Below are 19002 nucleotides of genomic sequence, written 5' to 3'. Positions count from 1 at the left end.
ATGGCTGACATCGTGCTGGACAAGGTGAGCAAGAGCTTCCCGGACGGGACCGTCGCCGTGCAGGACGTCGACCTGGAGATCGCCGACGGCGAGTTCGTGATCCTGGTCGGGCCCTCGGGGTGCGGAAAGTCCACCACCCTCAACATGATCGCCGGGCTGGAGGACATCAGCTCCGGTGAGCTGCGCATCGCCGGGCAGCGGGTCAACGACAAGGCCCCCCGGGACCGGGACATCGCCATGGTGTTCCAGTCGTACGCGCTGTACCCGAACATGACCGTGCGGGAGAACATGGCGTTCCCGTTGCGGCTGGCGAAGCTCGACAAGGAGACGATCGACCGCAAGGTCGACGAGGCGGCGAAGGTGCTGGAGCTGACCTCGCTGCTGGACCGCAAGCCGGCCAACCTCTCCGGTGGCCAGCGTCAGCGGGTGGCGATGGGTCGGGCGATCGTCCGCCAGCCGAAGGCGTTCCTGATGGACGAGCCGTTGTCCAACCTCGACGCCAAGCTGCGGGTGCAGATGCGCACAGTGGTGTCCCGCCTGCAGAAGCAGCTCGGCACCACCACCGTCTACGTCACCCACGACCAGACCGAGGCGATGACCCTCGGCGACCGCGTGGTGATCATGCGCGGGGGCGCGGTGCAGCAGGTCGGGCCACCACAGGAGCTGTACGACCACCCGCGCAACCTCTTCGTGGCCGGCTTCATCGGCTCACCGTCGATGAACTTCCTGCACGCCGCCGTGCATGACGGCGAGTTGCACACCGCCCTGGGGAAGGTGCCGCTCGGTGACCGGGTCCGCCGGGAGCTGGAGTCGGCCGACGCGCCCCGCGAGCTGATCCTCGGCATCCGGCCCGAGCACTTCGAGGACGCCGAACTGGTCGACGACGACACCCGTCGGCGGGGCATGGAGTTCGAGGCGCCGGTGGACATCGTCGAGTCGATGGGCTCGGACAAGTACGTCTACTTCACCGTCGAAGGTGAGAAGGCCAGCGCCGCCGAGTTGGAGGAGTTGGCCGCCGACGCGGGCGCCGCCGACTTCGCCGGTGCGGGCGGCAACCTGGTGACCCGGCTGTCCGCCGAGTCGCCGGTCGCCGAGGGGCAGACGCGGCGGGTCTGGTTCAACCTGGAGAAGATCCACCTGTTCGACCCGGCCAACGGCCGCAACCTGACCCTGCACGAGGGCCGGGCCGCCGGCGCGCTCGCCGACTGACGGCCAGACCCCGCCGATCTTGCAGTTTCGGTTCGGACTGCCCGTTGTGCCGGGACAGAAAGTGCAAGATCGGCGCGGCGGGGGTGGGTGCGGGGGCGGGGGCCCCGCCGTGCCCTGCGGCGTGTGGCCCGGCGTGGCAAGGTGGTCGCAGGTCGCGTCGTGAAGCGGGGGACGGGATGAACCGACGATTGGCCGCGCTGGCCAACGCGCACGGTGTTTCCACCTGGTACGAGGATTGGCGGCACCGCCGCGTCGAGGTCGCACCGGAGACCGTGGTGGGTGTGCTGGGGCTGCTCGGGGTGGACGCCACCAGCCCGACGGCGATCGCCGACGCGCTCGCCGCCGCCCGTGCGGTCGACCGGAGCGCCCTGCCCGAGACGGTAGTGCTCACCCACGGTTGCAGCCGGGCGCTGCCCGGCCCAGGGGTGGTGACCCTGGAGGACGGTGGCCGTCGCGCGGTCGACGGTGAGCTGCCAGCGGACCTGCCGCTGGGCTGGCACCGGCTGGCCTGCGCCGACCGGGAGGTGACACTGGTGGTGGTGCCGCGCCGGCTGCCGGTGCCGCCACGGACCTGGGGGTGGATGCTCCAGCTCTACGCGCTCACCTCGGAGCGCTCCTGGGGCATGGGTGACCTCGGTGACCTCGCCGAGTTCACCGGGTGGGCCGGTGCCACCGGCGCGGGGCTGGTGCTGCTCAACCCGCTGCACGCCGTCGGGCCGGCGCATCCGGTGGCCACCTCGCCGTACTCTCCCGCCAGCCGCCGCTTCGTCAACCCGCTGTACCTGCGGGTCAGCGACACCGCCGCGTACCGTGCTGCGGACCCGGCGACCCGTGCGGTGGTCGACGCGTTGCGTCCCGACCGGGGGCCCCTGATCGACTACGACGAGGTGTGGGCCGCCAAGCGGCACGCCCTGGAGTTGCTGCACCCGTACGCCCAGCCGGTGGATCTGGCCGCGGACCCGGCGCTGACCAGCTTCGCCACCTGGTGCGCGCTCGCTGAGCGGCACGGCAACGACTGGCGTGCCTGGCCGGCGGAGCTGCACCACCCCGACGCCCCGGCGGTCGCCGAGCAGCGTCGGCAGCTCGCCGACCGGGTCACCTTCCACGCCTGGTTGCAACACCTCTGCGACGAGCAGCTCGACGCCGTCACCGCGGCGGCCCGCTCGGCGGGGATGCCTGTCGGCGTCGTGCACGACCTGGCTGTCGGCATCGACCCGGGCGGCGCGGACGGGTGGCAGCTCGCCGACGTGCTGGCCCAGGGCGTGCGGGTCGGCGCGCCGCCGGACGACTTCAACCAGCTCGGCCAGGACTGGGGGCTCGCCGCGTGGCGCCCGGACCGGCTCGCCGCCACCGGCTACGCCGCCTACCGGGACCTGCTGCGCCGCACGCTGCGGCACGCGGGTGGTCTGCGTGTCGACCACGTCGCCGGCCTGTGGCGACTGTGGTGGGTGCCGCCGGGCGGCGGCGCGGCCGAGGGCACCTACGTGCGCTACGACGCGGAGGCGATGCTCGGCATCCTCGCGTTGGAGGCGCACCGGGCCGGCGCGGTGGTGGTCGGTGAGGACCTCGGCACAGTCCAACCGGCGGTGACCCGAGGGCTGCGGGGACGCAACATGCTCGGCTCGACGGTGCTGTGGTTCGCGCGTGACGAGGCAGGTGACTTCGTCGCACCGGCCCGGTGGCCGCGCAACGCCCTCGCCACGATCTCCACCCACGACCTGCCCACCGCGCCGGGCTTCCTGACCGGTGAGCACGTGCGGGTGCGCGACGAGTTGAAACTGCTCGGCACCGACGTGGCGGTGGAGCGGGCCCGCGCCGCCGCCGATCGGGACCGGCTGCTCACGATGTTGCGCGCCGAGAACCTGCTGCCCGAGCCGGCTGCGGGGTCTGAGCCGGCTGAACCGGCGAAGACGTCCGACGACGGCGAGGTGGTGGTGGCGATGCACGCCGCGCTCGCGGCCAGCCCGACCCGGCTGCTCGGCGTTTCCCTCTACGACGTGCTGGGCGAGGTGCGCCAACCCAACATGCCGGGCACCGTGGACGAGTATCCGAACTGGCGGCTGCCGCTGCCGGCCAGCGTGGCGCAGATCCGCGCGGACCCCCGGGTGGCCCGCATCGTCGACCTGCTGAGCGCCGCCCGCCCACGGCCGGCCGACCCGACGCCGGCCGCCGAGGAGTGACGGGGCCGGTCAGGTCAGCCAGTCGAAGCGGGCCGGCAGCCCGAGGAAGTCGGCGTAACGCCCGAGCGCCTGCTCCACCCGGGCCCGGGCCGCGACGTCGAGCGTCGTGAGCGGCTGGATGGTCACCGTGACCGCGGTGCGGCCGATCTTGCGCTTCCACACGCCCACCACCCGGCCGGCGCGGACCACCGTGGCCTGGAAGATGCCGTTGTTGCCCGGCACCACGGCCGCCTGGTGGGCGGGGTCGAGCATCAGCGTGCGGTCCCGGAAGCCGAGCAGATACTCGTCGAAGCCGGGCAGCGCCAGCACGTCGTCCGGCGCGGTGCGCGGCGCGTCGGGCAGGGCCGCGTCGACGTACATCGGTGTGCCGTCGACCCGTACCGTGCTCAGCGCGTCGTCGGCGGCGGTCAGGCCGCGCCGGGCGTCGGTCAGGGTGAGGCCGCTCCAGCCGGCGAACTCGCGGTCGGTGACCGGGCCGTGCCCGCGCACGTAGCGGTGGGCGAGCAGCGCCAACGCCTCATCGTGTTCCATCTGATGGGAAGCGGGTGCCCACTCGTCGAGCAGGGCGAAGGTCTGCTCGGTGCCGATGTTCGGCGCCACGCAGGTCACGCCGCGAACGCTCGCATACCACAGCAGGTGGTAGCCACGCTGCCCGTCGGTGCCCAGGCCGGCCGCCCGCAGGGTGGCCAGGCACTGCGCGCGGGTGAGCCGACCGCCGCCGGCCAACGCGGCGCCGAGGACGTCGACCGCCCGGCCCGCGTCGGCCTCGGTGAGCCCGAGCTGCGCCCGCCGGGTCGCCACGCCGGCCAGCGATCGGACGCCGGTCAGCTCCAGCATCCAGCGGGCGTCGGCGGACGGGACGAGGTGCACGGTGCCCCGCATCGGCCAGGTGCGCAGCGCCTCCCGCCGCTCCAACGCCGCCTGCACGTCGGCGACGCTGCGGCCGGGTAGCCGGGTGCCCAGCGACCACAACCCGCTGGCCAGGTCCTGTGCCTGCATCGCGCCGAACCACTCGACCACCTCGGCGACGGTGCCGGGCCGAATGCTCGGATGGGGGCGCAGCAGCAGGCTGGTCATCCGCAGCGCCAGCGCGTCGGCCGCGCTGAGGTCGACAGGCATCGGCAGCCCTTCCCGAGGAGAAGGCACAGCTTAGAAGCACCATCCGACGACCTTCCGGCGACACGGGCCGGTGAACGCACCGACCGGTGGGCATAACGGGCCGCGCACCGGGGATGCGGCGGCCGGAAGTGCGCGCGTCGCGCGTGCGGAAGGGAGTGTCATGACTGCCGCAAGCGAGCCGTCACGGAACGCCGGGATGAGGTCACGGTCGGATCAATCCGGAACCGGGGCCAAGACCAGCGCCGCCGCGACCTTTGCCCTGGTGTTCGGGGTGGCCGGCCTGTTCAGCGTGTTGACGGCGATCCTCGCCTGGCTGGGGTTGGTGCTCGGCATCATCGGGATCATCCTCGGCATCGTCGGCCTCAAGATGGCCCGCCGACCGGGGGTCACCGGTCGTGGCGTGTCGATCGGCGGCCTGGTGCTCAGCATCCTGGCCGTACTGATCGGCCTCGGTCTGGCCGCGGGCATCACCACGTTCCTCAACAACCAAGGCGCGGTGGACCGCCTCCAGACCCAGGTCGACAAGCTGCGCGACAAGCTCGACTGACCGACGGCGGGCGCGGGCGGAGATCACAGTAGGGTGGGCGGCGTGCTCCGCCAGGTCACCGCGATCCGTTACGTCACCCCGCTGCGCGAGGGTGGGTCGCTGCCGGGTGTGGTGGAGGCCGACGACCTGGGCACCTACGTGGCGAAGTTCCGAGGCGCCGGGCAGGGGCCCAAGGCGCTGATCGCCGAGGTGATCTGCGGTGAGCTGGCCCGCCGGCTGGGGCTGCGGGTGCCGCCGTTGGTGGTCCTCGACGTCGACCCGGTGATCGGGCGGGCCGAGCCAGACCAGGAGGTGCAGGAGCTGCTGCGCAGCAGCGGTGGCGCCAACCTCGGGATGGACTTCCTGCCCGGGGCGCTGGGCTTCGACCCGGTGGCGCACCCCGTCGACCCGGCGCTGGCCTCCCGGGTGCTCTGGTTCGACGCGTACGTGGAGAACGTCGACCGGAGTTGGCGCAACCCGAACCTGCTCGTCTGGCACCGGGAGCTGTGGCTGATCGACCACGGCGCCTCGCTGTACTTCCACCACAACTGGCCGCGCGCCGAGGCCGCCGTGCACCGGGCCTACCGCGCGGAGGATCACGTGCTGGCGCCGTACGCGTCGCGGCTGGCCGAGGCCGACGCCGAGCTGGCCCCCCAGATCACCCCGGAGCTGCTCACCGAGGTGCTGGCCCTGGTGCCGGGGGAGTGGTTGACCGCCGCCGACTTCGAGTCGGCCGACGCGGCGCGCGGCGCGTACCTGGATCACCTGTCCCGCCGCGTCGCCCGCACTGCCGACTGGCTGCCATCGGGGAGCGGGGCATGAGGCAACCCTTCGAGTACGCGCTGATCCGGCTCGTGCCCCGCATCGAGCGCGGCGAGCAGATCAACGTAGGGGTGTTGCTCTACTGCCAGCAGCGCGACTTCCTGGCCGCGCGGACGCACCTGGACGCCGACCGGGTTCGCGCGCTGGCGCCCGACGTCGACCTGCCGGCGGTGGCCGCGGTGCTCGACTCCTGGGACCGGACCTGCTCCGGTGACGGGCCGGCGACCCGGATGCGGCTTGGCGAGCGGTTCCACTGGCTGGCCGCGCCGCGCAGCACGATGATCCAGACGGGGCCGGTGCACACCGGTCTCACCGTCGACCCGGCGGCCGAGCTGGACCGGCTGATGGCGACCCTGGTCCGCTGAACCGAGGCGGGGCGCGGGAGCGGTGATCATCCCCTGATCGCGCTACGCCAGCGCCGTTGCCAGCGGAGCGCGATCCCCCGTTCAGGTTGCCCGGTGCGGGGCGGCGGCTCGAACCCGCCGGCACCGATGGCATCAGGATCGCGGTCCGCGCGCGGTGTCGGGCCGGAACGACCGGGAAGTTGCGGAAAACTTGAGCCGGCGGACCGGTATCCGGGAACGCCTGGGCTGTCGTTAGAGCACGTCCGCAGCGGGTAGTCGCGGGAGCTGATCCGAGACGAGAAGGGGACACTCTGATGGCTGCCCAGACCAAGGTAGCGGTGATCTACTACAGCGCCACCGGCATCACGTACCAGATGGCGCAGGCCGTGTGTGAGGCCGCCGGGGACGCCGGTGCCGAGGTGCGCCTGCGCAAGGTGCGCGAGTTGGCGCCGGACGAGGCGATCCGCTCCAACTCCGGTTGGCAGGCGCACCGCCTGGAGACCCAGGACGTGCCCGAGGCGATGGTCGACGACCTGGCCTGGGCCGACGTGGTGATCCTCGGCGCGCCGACCCGGTACGGCCTGGTCGCGGCGCAGCTGAAGCAGTTCATCGACACCACCGGCCCGCTCTGGGCGCAGGGCGCGCTGGCCAACAAGGTCTACTCCGCCTTCACCTCGACGGCGACCTCGCACGGGGGTCAGGAGACCACGCTGACCTCGCTCTTCAACGTCTTCTACCACTGGGGCGGTGTGGTGGTCACCCCCGGTTACACCGACACCAGCCAGTTCATCGCCGGCAACCCGTACGGTCCCTCGCACACCAGCAACAACGGGGAGATCGCCCCGGACGCCGTGGCGCTCGGGGCCTGCGCGCTCACCGCCCGGCGGGCCGTGCAGTTGGGTGCCGCGCTGAAGGCGGGCCTGGCCGGCTGACCGGCAGACGGGCGAGGGCGACCGGCGACGCGGGCGGGGGCTCTCGGCCCGTCCGCGCCACCGGTCCATCCAGCCCTACCCCCGGGACGCGGCGACTATGCGCCGGGGCGGGTCGCGGACAGCTCGTCGGGGCGCGTCGCGGGCAGCAGTTCGGTCAGCAACTCGCTGAGCACGGCGAGCCCGTCCGGGCTGAGCACCGACTCCGCGTGGAACTGCACCCCGGCGAAGCCGCGCCCCCGCAGGGCGTGCACGGCGCCGTCACCAGGGTCGCGGGCCAGCTCCACCGGCCCGTACGCGGTGGCCAGCCGGTCGGCCTCGGCGCGGGCGGTGAACGTCGAGTAGAACCCGACCCGGCGGGTCCGGCCGAACATCGACACCTCCCGTTGCAGCCCCTGATAGGGCGCGTCCCGGCGGTGCAGCGCCAGCCCCAGCAGCCCGGCCAGCACCTGGTGGCCGAGGCAGACCGCGAGGGTGGGACGGCCGGTCGCCAGCAGCCCGGTCAGCAGCGCCCGCAACGCCACCATCTTCGGCTCGTCCACGCGGCGAGGATCGCCCGGCCCGGGACCGGCCACCACCAGGTCGTAGTCGTCGACCGGGCCGCTCGCCTGCCACTGTCGGGTAGACACCGCGAGACCCAACGCGCCCAGTTGGTGGGCCAGCATTCCGGTGAAGGTGTCCTCGGCGTCCACGATCAACACCCGGCGGCCGACGAGCCCGGGCAGTCCGGCCGCGTCCGGTGATCGCTGGTCCAGCCAGAACCGCGCCAGCGGTTCGTTACGCGCGGCCAGCGCGTCGCGTACCGCCGGGTCGTCGGCCAGCCGCGCGACCGGCCCGCGGTCGCCGACGGACGCCGCCGGCCCGAGGCCGAGCGCGGCCAGTACCCCGGCGGCCTTGGCGTGCGTCTCGGCCACCTCGCCGGCCGCCGTCGAGTGCCGGACCAGGGTCGCGCCGACCGGCGCCCGCAGTCGGCCGGTGGGGGAGATCTCGGCGGTCCGGATCAGGATCGGGGCATCGAGCGTCTGCCGGCCGGCCTCGTCGTGGCCGAGCAGCGCCAGCACACCCCCGTAGTAGCCCCGACCCCGGCGCTCGTGTCGAGCGATCACCCGGCAGGCGTTCTCGATCGGGCTGCCCGTCACGGTGGGGGCGAACATCGTCTCGCGCAGCACGTCCCGCACGTCGCGGGTGCCCCGCCCGGCGAGCAGGTACTCGGTGTGCGCCAGGTGTGACATCTCCTTGAGGTACGGCCCGATCACCTGCCCACCGTGCTCGGCGACGGTGGCCATCATCTTCAGCTCCTCGTCGAGCACCATGTACAGCTCTTCGGTCTCCTTCGGGTCGGCGAGGAAGCGCAGCAGGGCCGCCCGGTCGGCGACCCCACCCGGGCAGCGGAAGGTGCCGCTGATGGGGTTCATCATCACCAGTCCGTCGTCGACGCTCACGTGCCGCTCCGGGCTGGCGCCGACAAGCGTCCGGGTGCCCGTGTGCACCACGAACGTCCAGTACGCGCCGCGTTCGGCGATCAGCAGCCGGCGCAACGCGGCCAGCGCGGCCCCCACCGGTGGGCCCTGCACGGTGGCGTGCAGGGCGCGGTGGATGACGAAGTTCGCGCCCTCGCCGCGGCCGATCTCCTCGGACAGCACCCGCTGCACGGTCCGCGCGTACTCCTCGTCGCTGACGTCGAAGCCGGCGTCGGTGGTCTGCACCGGCTCGTCGGGCAGCGCGGCGAGGGCGTCGGCCAGCGCGATCCGCTGGTGCTCGCGGACCTGGAGGAACTCCAGCGGGGCGCCGTCGTCGACGCAGGCGAAGCCGCGCTCGGTGATCTGCCGGTAAGGCACCAGGGCCAGGGTCCGCGCCCCGGGCGGGCCCGGCGGCAGCGGAAGATCGCTGAGCGCTTCGACGGTGTCGACCGGGCCGGTGAACAGGTCCAGTTCTTCGGCGTTGTCGCGGCGCAGCAGCGCGAACGGGCCGGGGTCGACGCCGCGGGCGACGGCGGCGAGCAGGTCGGTCAGGTGGGTCATCGGAGTCTCCGTCGGGCTGGGTGCCGCCGTCGGGCGGCCCTCCGGCCGGGAGATCCGGCGACCGCCTCGATGGCGGCCGCGTGGATGGAGCTACGCGCGGGGGATGGCCGCCGGGTCGGCGGGCCACCAACTGGTCAGTTGCGCGAGCATGTGATCCACCCTACGCGCCCGTCGGCCGGCTGGCACGGGGTAACTTGACCGGCGATGAACATTCTCGCGCTCGACCTGGGCACCTCCTCGGTACGCGGGCTGGTGCTGGACGCGGACACCCAGCCGCTGCCCGGCGCCCTGGCCCGCCGCAAGGTCGACCTCGCCATCGGCGACGACGGCACCGGCACGCTGTCCGGTCGGGACTATCTGGCGAGCCTGGTCGAGTGCCTGGACGAGCTGGCCGACTCGGGGCATCTGCACGACGTCGGCCTGGTGGCGGTCTCCGCCCAGTGGCACTCGGTGCTTCCGTTGGACCGCGACGGCGAGCCCTTGGGGCCGGTGGTCACCTGGCTGGACACCCGGCCCGCCCCGGTCGGGCGCACCTCCGGGCCGGCCGACCCGGACGGCTTCCACCAGCGCACCGGCTGCTGGTGGCACCGTTCGTACTGGTCGATGCGGTTGCCCTGGCTGCGCGAGCAGTCCGGCACCCCGATCGCCCGGTTCGTTGGTCTGCCCGAGTACGTGCTGGGCGAACTGCTCGACACGGCGCCCATGTCGATCTCCCAGGCCTCCGGGACCGGTCTGCTGGACCTGCGCACCCTCAGCTGGGACGAGGAGGCGTTGACGCTGGCCGAGGCGCGGCCAGCGGACCTGCCACCCCTCGGCGAGCTGGACTGGCACGGCCGGCTCCGGGTCGACCTGGCTCGCCGGTGGCCGCAGTTGGCGCAGGCCCGGTGGTCACCGCCGGTGGGCGACGGCGGGGCGTCGAACGTCGGCTCGGGCTGCGTCGACCCGAGCCGGGTCGCCGTCACCGTGGGCACCTCCGCGGCAGTACGGCTGATGCAGCGGATCCCGGCCGGCGAGCCGATGCCCCGCCTGCCGGAACGGTTGTGGCGCTACCGGGTCGACCACGAGCACGTGGTGACTGGGGCCGCGTACGCCAACGGCGGCAACCTCTTCGCCTGGGCGAACCGGGAGCTGCGGTTGCCCCAGGGCGCCGAGCTGGACGCGGCGCTGGCGTTGGTGCCGGCGGGCGGCGGCCGACCGGCGGACCCCCGCTTCGGTGGCGACCGGGCGCCCGGCCTGGCGCCGGCGGGCAGCGGTGAGCTGCGCGGCCTCAGCTTCAGCACCACCTCTGTCGACATCCTGGCCGGGCTGATGCAGGGGCTCTGTGAGCTGGTCGCCGAGGATCTCGGGGTGCTGGAGTCCACCATCGACAAACCTGTCGGCGTGGTGCTGGGCGGCGGTGCGGTGGCCGCGTCGGTGTGGTGGCGGCAGGCCTTCGCCACCGCGCTCGCACCGCGGCCGGTGTCGCATCAACGCAACCCGGAGATCGGCGCCACCGGTGCCGCGTTGGTGGCGTTGGGGCGCTTCGGTGACGCGATCGAGCTCGCCGACATCGGCCGGACGGACGAGCTGGTTTTACCGACCACGGCAGGACGTTCCCACCCGCAGTATCCTTCCTGAACCTCGGCCTCGCCCGGGCCGTTGACAGCGGTCCCGAGCCTGGTTGGATGGACTGCGCTCCCCCGACCGCGGTGGACGCCGTAGGACGGAGGAGGCAGGGTGGCGGCAGGTCCCGACCCGGCGAACGGCGCGGTGTCGAACCATCGCCGGCGCCGCTTCGACGTCCGAGTCGTTCCGCATCGACGGCGGTCGCCGTTCCGGCTGCGCGACTGGCGGATGAGCACGAAGCTCGCCACCGTGCTGCTGGTGCCGTCGATGGCGTTCCTCCTGCTCGCCGGTGTGCAGACCAGCACCCTGGTGGGGCGGACGACCGCGTTGAACGACTTCTCCAGTCAGGTCGGCATCGGCCGACAGATCACCGCGGCGGTGCACCAGCTGCAGCAGGAGCGCGACCGCTCGGCGGGGGAGCTGGGTGAGCTGCGTAAGGGTGGTGACCGGCAGACCGCCGCGAACGACCTGAAGCCGTTGCAGGCGGCCACCGACAAGGCCATCGTGGACCTCAGCCGGGCCGCCGAGCCGCTGGCGGACGCGGACGCGTCCTGGCGCGTCGCGTTCTCCGAGGCGTTGGAGGCGTACGACCAGGTGGTCGACATCCGCTCGGCGATTCCGCCGGCGGTGCTCAGCAGCGAGACCATCCTGAGCAACTACCACCGGGCCGTCGGGGCGTTGCTCGACCTGCTCGCCGAACCGACGCCCGGTCAGAACCAACCGGCGTTGAACGACGCGGTGCTGCGCTACGTCCAGCTGGCCCGGGTCAAGGAACTCTCCTCGCGGGTGCGGGCCCAGCTCTACGCCGCCGCCCGCGCCGGCGGGTACGGCACCGAGGACCGGGTGGTCCTGGCCGACCTGCGCGGTCAGCAGCTCACCGCGCTCGGCGCGTTCCGGGTGGCCGCGACCAGTGAGCAGATCCGCCGCTACGACGAGACCTCGGTGTCGCCGATGTTCCTGGCTGCCACCGGGTTGGAGGAGCGCAGCCTCTCCTCCGGTGGCGCGTCGCCGCAGGTGCTGCCGTCGGAACAGTGGTGGTCGGCCAGCCAGCAGCGTCAGGAGATACTGCGTCAGCTTGAGGCGGGCGTGCTCGACGACGCGGTGCGACAGGCCGAGGAAGCCAGCGACGACCAGCTGCGGACGACACTGTTGGTCGTCGGCGGGGTCGTCACGGTCCTGCTGGCCGCCCTGCTGATCTCCTTGCTCATCGGGCGGTCGGTCGCCCGGTCGATGCGGCTGCTGCGCAGCCAGGCGCTGCGGATCGCCCAGGTCGAGTTGCCGGACGCCCTGGACCGCCTGAAGACCGTCACCGGCGGGGTGCCCCGCATCGAGGTCGCGCCGGCGGTGGTCCGCTCACTCGACGAGATCGGTGAGCTGGCCGAGGCGTTCGTGGCGGTGCACCGCAGCGCGGTCACTGTCGCCGTCGAGCAGGCGTTGATGCGGCGCAACGTCAACGCGATGTTCGTCAACCTGGCACGCCGCAGCCAGGTGCTGGTGGAGCGTCAGCTGGAGCTGCTGGACGACCTGGAGCGCGAGGAGAGTGACCCGGACCAGCTGGAGAACCTGTTCAAGCTGGATCACCTGGCCGCTCGAATGCGCCGTAACGACGAGAGCCTGCTGGTGCTCGCCGGCACCGACTCGACCCGCCGGTGGAACCGTCCGGTCGGCCTCGGTGCGGTGCTGCTGGCCGCCGCCGCCGAGATCGAGCAGTACCAGCGGGTCCGGATCGAGTCGGTGGCCGACGTGCACGTGGTCGGGCACGCGGTCGGCGAGTTGGTGCACCTGCTGGCCGAGCTGCTGGAGAACGCCACGGCCTTCTCCCGTCCGGACACTGTCGTGGTGGTGACCGCCCGGGTCGAGGCGGCGGGTCCGCTGATCGAGATCGTCGACCGGGGTCTGGGCATGAGCCCGGCGGCGCTGGTGCAGGCGAACGAGGTGTTGGCCAGCCCGCCGGCCGCGGACGTCGCGGCGGTGGAGCGGATGGGGCTCTTCGTGGTCAGTCACCTGGCGGCCCGGTTGGGCGTCCGGGTGTGGTTGGACGGCGGCGAGGACGGCCTGGTCGCCCGGCTCGCCCTGCCCGCGGTGTTGCTGGCCCCGGCGGGCAACGTGGAGTTGGACGCGCCCCCGTCGGCGCGGATGCTGGCGGCGAGCGCGGCGCGGGGGTTGGTTCCGCAGCCCGGGGCCGGCCGGGACGCCGCCGCCGCGGTGCCGGGCGTCGCGGCGCGGGACCTGCCGGTGGCCGGCCGCCCGCCGGGCGTCGGTGTGCCGCGTCAGGGCCGCCCGATGCCGGTGCGCGCCGAGGACGTGTTGACCCCGGCCGCTGCTCGCGGTGGCGGCGGGGGCTGGTATTCGCGGCAGGGCCCGCCCCCGTCGGCGGTGCCCGCACCGGCGGCGCCGCCGACCATCCCGGTGACCGCCGGCACCAATGAACGGGGACTGCCGGTGCGGGTGCCCATGGCGCAGTTGAGCGCGGTCACCCGTTCGGCACAACCGATGACGGCACCGACCCGCACCGACCCGGACCCGGAGGCGGTCGGCGGCATGCTCTCGCGGCTCTACAGCGGAGTACGGCGCGCCGAGGCTGAGGACACCACCGAGATACCCGTGCCACCGTCCGGGGGGCACGACGAAGGGGGACGACGACAGTGACGACGTTGAGCCAGGAGGCGCGTGACCTGAGCTGGCTGGTGAGCGCGTTCGCGGAGCGGGTGCCGGGTGTGGCGCACGCGGTGGTGGTCTCCTCTGACGGGCTGCTGGTGGCGATCTCCGATCACCTGCCGCGTGACAACGCGGACAAGCTCGCCGCGGTGACCTCCGGGCTGATGAGTATCACCGCGGGCGCGGCCTCGATGTTCGACGGCGATGTCGTCAAGCAGACGGTGGTCGAGATGGGCCGTGGCTACTTTCTGGTGATGCAGATCCGCGACGGTTCGATTTTGGCCACGCTGGCCGCCGGTGACGCGGACATCGGTGTGGTGGGCTACGAGATGGCCCGGTTGGCCAAGCAGGCGGGGGAGATGCTCACCCCGGCCCTGCGCGCGGAGTTGCAGCAGGCGCTGCCCCGCTGAGTGGGCCGGCCGAGGCCCGGACGGTCACCGGCTCACCCGAGCCGAGCCGTCCGGGCCCGGCCGTCCGGGTGGCGGCGCGGTCAGAAGCCGCCGTCGGCGATGACGGAGCGGTACCAGGTGGCGCTGCTCTTGAGCACCCGCCGCTGGGTGGGGTAGTCCACGTAGACCAGCCCCCAGCGCTGGTCGTAGCCCTGGTCCCACTCGAAGTTGTCCAGCAGTGACCAGACGTGGAAGCTCTCCAGCGGCACCCCGTCGGCGATGGCCCGGTGCGCGGCGGTGAGGTGGTCGCGCAGGAAGCTGATCCGGCCGGTGTCCTGGACGGTGTCGTCCGCGTCCAGAGTGTCCGGTGTGGGCAGCCCGTTCTCGGTGATGGTGAGCGGGATCGGGCCGTAGTCGCGGGTGATCCGGGTCAGCAGGTCGTACATCCCCTCGGGGTAGATCTGCTGCCACTCGGCCTCGGAGGTCGCCCAGCGGTGCGCGGTGCCGCCGTCGGCGGTGACGTAGATCGGGGTGTAGTACTGCACGGCCAGCAGGTCGACAGGCGCGGAGATGGTCTTCAGGTCGCCGTCGCGGATGCCCTGGACCATCCGGCTCTGCGGGCCCAGGTCGGCCAGCAGGTCCTCGGGGTAGCTGCCCTTGAACAGGGAGTCGAGGTACAGGCGGTTCTCGTAGGCGTCGTAGAGGTGGGCGGCCGCGGCAGCCTGCGGGGAATCGTCGGCGGGGTAGCAGGGGTGCAGGTTGAGTGCGGGGCCGATCCGGCTGTCGCTGCCGCTGGCCCGCAGCGCGCCGACGGCGAACCCGTGGGCGAGTTGCAGGTGGTGGGCGACGAGGTAGGCGGCGTCCGGGTCCTGCCGGCCGGGGGCGTGGTGACCGGTGAGATAGCCGTTCTGCACCACGGTCTTGGGCTCGTTGATGGTGAGCCAGGACGGCACCCGGTCGCCGAGGGCACGGAAGACCACGTCGGCGTAGTCGGCGAAGCGGTGGGCCGTGTCGCGTGACTCCCAGCCGCCGGCGTCCTGGAGCGCCTGCGGGAGGTCCCAGTGGAACAGGGTGGCCATCGGGGTGATTCCGCGCTCGTGCAGGCCGTCGAGGAGCCTGCGGTAGAAGTCGAGACCGCGCTGGTTGGGCGTGCCGGTGCCGTCGGGCTGGATGCGGGGCCAGGAGATGGAGAAGCGGTAGCTGCGCAACCCGAGGTCGCGCATGAGGTCGAGGTCCTCGGCGTAGCGGTGGTAGTGGTCGATGGCCACGTCGCCGGTGTCGCCGTTGCGGGTGCGCCCCGGGACGCGGCTGAAGGTGTCCCAGACCGACTCGCCGCGCCCGTCCTCCTTGGCGGCGCCCTCAATCTGGTACGCGGAGGTGGCCGCGCCCCAGCCGAAGTCGTCCGGAAAGCGCAGCGGGCCGGCGGGCCCAATCGGTATCGACATGGATTCTCCTCATGGATACGGGGCCACCGCCGAAAGGTTCGGGAGCGCTCCCATGATAGGGCAGGCGCAGCCGGCCGGTCAGCCGGCCGTCAGAACGGCCGGCGCTGGCGGGTGAGAGGCGGGTGTGGCCCCGAGCAGCGAACGAGGCCGTCCGGGCGGCGCCGCGCGCCTGTCCCGTCGGCCTCTTTTCCTATCGTGTACGGGGGTTTAGTGTGGGGACGGGGGAGGGCAACCCCCGTCCCCACCGTAACTGCACACACACGGGCGGAATTTGGGTCCTGCCGTGCGTGTCGCGCGGGAGCCGGGCCACGCGAGTGGCTCTGGTTCCACCTCCCTCCATGTGGCGGGACGATGGCTGACGACGGCGTCCGGGCTGGCCCGTCGTCGGCCCTCGGTCTGGTTCCCTGGGCTCGTCAGAGACGACCCCAGCGATCTTCTTGTTGGAACCTTGTCGATGGAAGCGCTCCCATCGACCGATGTTGCGACTGTAACGCCCGTCACGCCTTTGTGAAAGCCCCAAAACGAGATCGAAACAAGGAGCTGATCCGGCGCTCCGTGCGCTTGTTGTGGGAGCGCTTCCATGGCACACTGTCGATTCGACGCGACACGAGCCACATCGCGTGAGTGCGGGTCCACCGAGGGCAGCCGGCAGCACCAGCTCCGGTAACGGTCACCCGATCAGCCGGCGGGACCCCTCCCGTGCGGGCCGCACCGCCCCAACCCCGGCCGGGCCCGGGGAAGACCACCTTCCCGGCGCCTCGACATCCCCGCGGACCACCACCCTCGCGGGCAGGCGCCTCGCCGGGGACCATCCCGGCCTGGTCCGAGGAGACACCGCGCACATGAGACAACTGGCAATACGCCGCCGCGTGGCGCTCGCCGCCGCCGCGTTGCTCGCCATCGGCGGGGTGACCCTGCCTGCCGGCGCCGCACAGGCCGCGCCCGCCTGCGACGTGGTCTACGCGACCAACGACTGGAACACCGGCTTCACCGCGAACGTCAGCATCAAGAACCTGGGCGACCCGGTGAGCAACTGGACGCTCAAGTGGACCTTCCCGACCAGCGGTCAACGGGTCACCCAGGGCTGGTCGGCCCGGTTCAGCCAGTCCGGCAGCGAGGTCACCGCGACCAACGAGTCGTACAACGGCAACCTCGGCACCGGGGCCTCCACCACCATCGGCTTCAACGGCGCCCACACGGGGAGCAACCCGAAGCCCACCTCGTTCACGCTGAACGGCACGCCCTGCAACGGCACGCCGGCCAACCAGCCGCCGACGGTCTCGCTCGGCCTGCCGACCGGGCCGTTCACCGCGCCTGCCGACGTGCCGCTGACCGCCACCGCCAGCGACCCGGACGGGACGATCAGCAAGGTCGAGTTCTACCGCAACGGCCTGCTGATCAACACTGACACCAGCGCTCCGTACTCCTACACCCAGGAGGACCTGCCGGCCGGCAGCTACACCGTCCAGGCCAAGGCGTACGACAACGCCAACGGCATCGGGGTCGACGAGAAGGCGTTCACCGTCGGCGCCGCCAGCGGCCCGACACTGGTCGCCACGCCGTCCGCGGTGAGCGTCGCCGAGGGTGGCACCGCCACCTTCAACCTGAAGCTCAGCGCCGCGCCGACGGCCAACGTGCCGGTCACCCTCACCCGCAGCGGTGACACCGATGTCACGGTCTCGCCGACCACCGCCACGCTGACCCCGAGCAACTGGAACACCGGTGTCACCGTCACGGTCGCCGCGGCGGAGGACGCCGACACCGCCGGCGGTGCCGCCACCATCACCGCCGCCGCCACCGGTCTCGCCTCCCTGGCGGTCACCGCCACCGAGATCGACAACGACACCCCCGGCGGCGACAACACCTACATCGCGAAGTTCCTCGAGCAGTACGGCAAGATCAAGAACTCGGGCTACTTCAGCCCCGAGGGTGTGCCGTACCACTCGGTCGAGACGCTGATCGTCGAGGCGCCCGACCACGGTCACGAGACCACCTCGGAGGCGTTCAGCTTCTGGCTCTGGCTGGAGGCGAACTACGGGCGGGTCACCCAGAACTGGGCCCCGTTCAACAACGCCTGGACGGTCATGGAGAAGTACATCATCCCCACCCACGCCGACCAGCCCACCGCCGGCTCCGCCGGCACCCCGCAGTACGCCGCGGAGTACAACCTGCCCAGCCAGTACCCGTCGGCGCTGAACCCGAACATCCCGGTCGGCCAGGACCCGCTGCGCTCGGAGCTGCAGTCCACCTACGGCACCGGCGACATCTACGGCATGCACTGGCTGATGGACGTCGACAACACCTACGGCTTCGGCCGCTGCGGTGACGGCACCACCAAGCCGGCCTACATCAACACCTTCCAGCGCGGCACCCAGGAATCGGTGTGGGAGACCGTTCCGCAGCCGTCCTGCGACACCTTCAAGCACGGCGGTCAGTACGGCTACCTCGACCTGTTCGTCAAGGACACCGGCGCCCCCGCCAAGCAGTGGAAGTACACCAACGCCCCGGACGCCGACGCCCGCGCCGTGCAGGCCGCGTACTGGGCGCTGACCTGGGCCAAGGCGCAGAACAAGCAGGCCGACGTCGCCGCCACCATCAGCAAGGCCGCCAAGATGGGCGACTACCTGCGGTACGCGATGTTCGACAAGTACTTCAAGAAGATCGGCAACTGCGTCGGGGCGAGCACCTGCCCCGCCGGCAGCGGCAAGGATTCGGCGCACTACCTGCTGTCCTGGTACTACGCCTGGGGCGGCGCGTACGACGCCAGCCAGAACTGGTCCTGGCGGATCGGCTCCAGCCACAACCACTTCGGCTACCAGAACCCGTTCGCGGCCTGGGCGCTGACCAACACCCCGGAGCTCAAGCCGCAGTCGTCGACCGCGGTCGCCGACTGGACCAAGAGCTTCGAGCGGCAGCTGGAGTTCTACACCTGGCTGCAGTCCGCCGAGGGCGGCATCGCCGGTGGCGCCACCAACAGCTGGGACGGTAGCTACGCCCAGCCGCCGGCCGGCACCAGCACCTTCTACGGCATGTTCTACGACGTCGACCCGGTCTACAACGACCCGCCGTCGAACCAGTGGTTCGGCATGCAGGCCTGGTCGATGCAGCGCATCGCCGAGCTGTACCTGCAGACCGGCAACGCGAAGGCCAAGGCGCTGCTGGACAAGTGGGTGCCGTGGGCGATCGCCAACACCACCGTCGGCACCAACTGGTCGATCCCGTCGGACATGGCGTGGACCGGTCAGCCGACCACCTGGAACCCGTCCAACCCGCAGCCCAACACCAACCTGCACGTCGAGGTCACGGTGAAGGGCCAGGACGTCGGCGTCGCCGCCGCCTACGCCCGGACCCTGATCGCGTACGCGGCCAAGTCGGGCAACGTGGCGGCGAAGGACACCGCCAAGGGGCTGCTCGACGGGCTGTCGGCCGCCAGCGACGCCAAGGGTGTCTCCACCACCGAGAAGCGTGGTGACTACCGGCGCTTCGACGACGTCTACAACGCGTCCACCGGGCAGGGCCTCTACGTCCCGTCGGGTTGGACCGGGAAGATGCCCAACGGCGACGCCATCGCCGCCGGCAAGAGCTTCCTCGACATCCGGTCCTTCTACAAGAACGACCCGGACTGGCCCAAGGTGCAGGCCTACCTGGACGGTGGTCCGGAGCCCAGCTTCAACTACCACCGGTTCTGGGCGCAGGCTGACGTCGCCATGGCGTACGCCGACTACGGCAGCCTGTTCCCGAACGGCTGAGACGAC

At 72.1% G+C, this 19002-nt stretch carries 13 protein-coding genes; 10 read left to right on the top strand and 3 right to left on the bottom strand.

Annotated features, from left to right (window positions below):
• Both ugpC and malQ read left to right on the top strand, forming a co-directional pair.
• Entirely contained in the window at positions 1-1209 is a 1209-nt protein-coding gene (gene ugpC / locus ABZU74_RS27335) for a sn-glycerol-3-phosphate ABC transporter ATP-binding protein UgpC (protein ID WP_355429485.1), read from the top strand.
• Positions 1210-1385: 176 nt separating this feature from the next.
• Positions 1386-3389, top strand: a complete 2004-nt coding sequence (gene malQ, locus ABZU74_RS27330) for a 4-alpha-glucanotransferase (protein WP_355429483.1) — start codon at positions 1386-1388, stop codon at positions 3387-3389.
• A gap of 9 nt (positions 3390-3398) precedes the next feature.
• Here malQ and ABZU74_RS27325 read toward each other — a convergent pair whose 3' ends face one another.
• Positions 3399-4508 (bottom strand): winged helix DNA-binding domain-containing protein, encoded by a 1110-nt coding sequence (locus tag ABZU74_RS27325; RefSeq protein WP_355429480.1) that lies wholly within the window; start codon positions 4506-4508, stop codon positions 3399-3401.
• Between the two features lie 196 nt (positions 4509-4704).
• On the opposite strand from ABZU74_RS27325, the gene ABZU74_RS27320 reads away from it, so the two are divergent.
• The 4 genes from ABZU74_RS27320 (at position 4705) to wrbA (ending at position 7132) form a co-directional block, all read left to right on the top strand.
• Positions 4705-5055 carry a hypothetical protein gene (locus tag ABZU74_RS27320; protein WP_355429477.1) on the top strand — a complete coding sequence of 117 codons (351 nt, stop codon included), beginning with the start codon at positions 4705-4707 and terminating at the stop codon, positions 5053-5055.
• A 42-nt stretch (positions 5056-5097) separates the two neighbouring features.
• The gene (locus ABZU74_RS27315; RefSeq protein ID WP_355429474.1) at positions 5098-5856 is read left to right on the top strand and encodes a HipA family kinase; all 759 of its coding nucleotides are present in this window, start codon (positions 5098-5100) and stop codon (positions 5854-5856) included.
• On the top strand, positions 5853-6221 hold the full coding sequence (locus ABZU74_RS27310; protein WP_091404117.1) for a DUF3037 domain-containing protein: 369 nt from the start codon (positions 5853-5855) through the stop codon (positions 6219-6221). The genes ABZU74_RS27315 and ABZU74_RS27310 overlap by 4 nt, the downstream gene beginning before the upstream one ends.
• Positions 6222-6514: 293 nt before the next feature.
• Complete coding sequence (gene wrbA / locus ABZU74_RS27305) at positions 6515-7132, top strand: NAD(P)H:quinone oxidoreductase (protein WP_355429471.1); 618 nt, start codon at positions 6515-6517, stop codon at positions 7130-7132.
• Between the two features lie 95 nt (positions 7133-7227).
• On the opposite strand, the gene ABZU74_RS27300 is transcribed toward wrbA, so the two are convergent.
• Complete coding sequence (locus ABZU74_RS27300; RefSeq protein ID WP_355429468.1) at positions 7228-9150, bottom strand: anthranilate synthase family protein; 1923 nt, start codon at positions 9148-9150, stop codon at positions 7228-7230.
• A gap of 204 nt (positions 9151-9354) precedes the next feature.
• On the opposite strand from ABZU74_RS27300, the gene ABZU74_RS27295 reads away from it, so the two are divergent.
• From ABZU74_RS27295 to ABZU74_RS27285, 3 genes are all read left to right on the top strand, one after another.
• Positions 9355-10767 carry an FGGY family carbohydrate kinase gene (locus ABZU74_RS27295; protein WP_355429465.1) on the top strand — a complete coding sequence of 471 codons (1413 nt, stop codon included), beginning with the start codon at positions 9355-9357 and terminating at the stop codon, positions 10765-10767.
• 99 nt (positions 10768-10866) lie between these two features.
• Positions 10867-13404, top strand: coding sequence for a nitrate- and nitrite sensing domain-containing protein (locus ABZU74_RS27290; RefSeq protein WP_355429462.1), 2538 nt, complete (start codon positions 10867-10869; stop codon positions 13402-13404).
• Between the two features lie 5 nt (positions 13405-13409).
• Complete coding sequence (locus ABZU74_RS27285; protein WP_196925059.1) at positions 13410-13823, top strand: roadblock/LC7 domain-containing protein; 414 nt, start codon at positions 13410-13412, stop codon at positions 13821-13823.
• Positions 13824-13903: 80 nt separating this feature from the next.
• On the opposite strand, the gene ABZU74_RS27280 is transcribed toward ABZU74_RS27285, so the two are convergent.
• Positions 13904-15247, bottom strand: coding sequence for a GH1 family beta-glucosidase (locus tag ABZU74_RS27280; RefSeq protein ID WP_355429460.1), 1344 nt, complete (start codon positions 15245-15247; stop codon positions 13904-13906).
• Between the two features lie 842 nt (positions 15248-16089).
• On the opposite strand from ABZU74_RS27280, the gene ABZU74_RS27275 reads away from it, so the two are divergent.
• Entirely contained in the window at positions 16090-18996 is a 2907-nt protein-coding gene (locus ABZU74_RS27275) for a glycoside hydrolase family 48 protein (RefSeq protein WP_355429457.1), read from the top strand.
• The last annotated feature ends 6 nt before the right edge of the window (positions 18997-19002 follow it).

This window comes from Micromonospora sp. NPDC005171 (genome assembly GCF_040608575.1).
Lineage (GTDB): Bacteria > Actinomycetota > Actinomycetes > Mycobacteriales > Micromonosporaceae > Micromonospora.
Note: the sequence above shows the minus strand (reverse complement) of the source record. Positions and strands in the feature narration are given on the sequence as shown.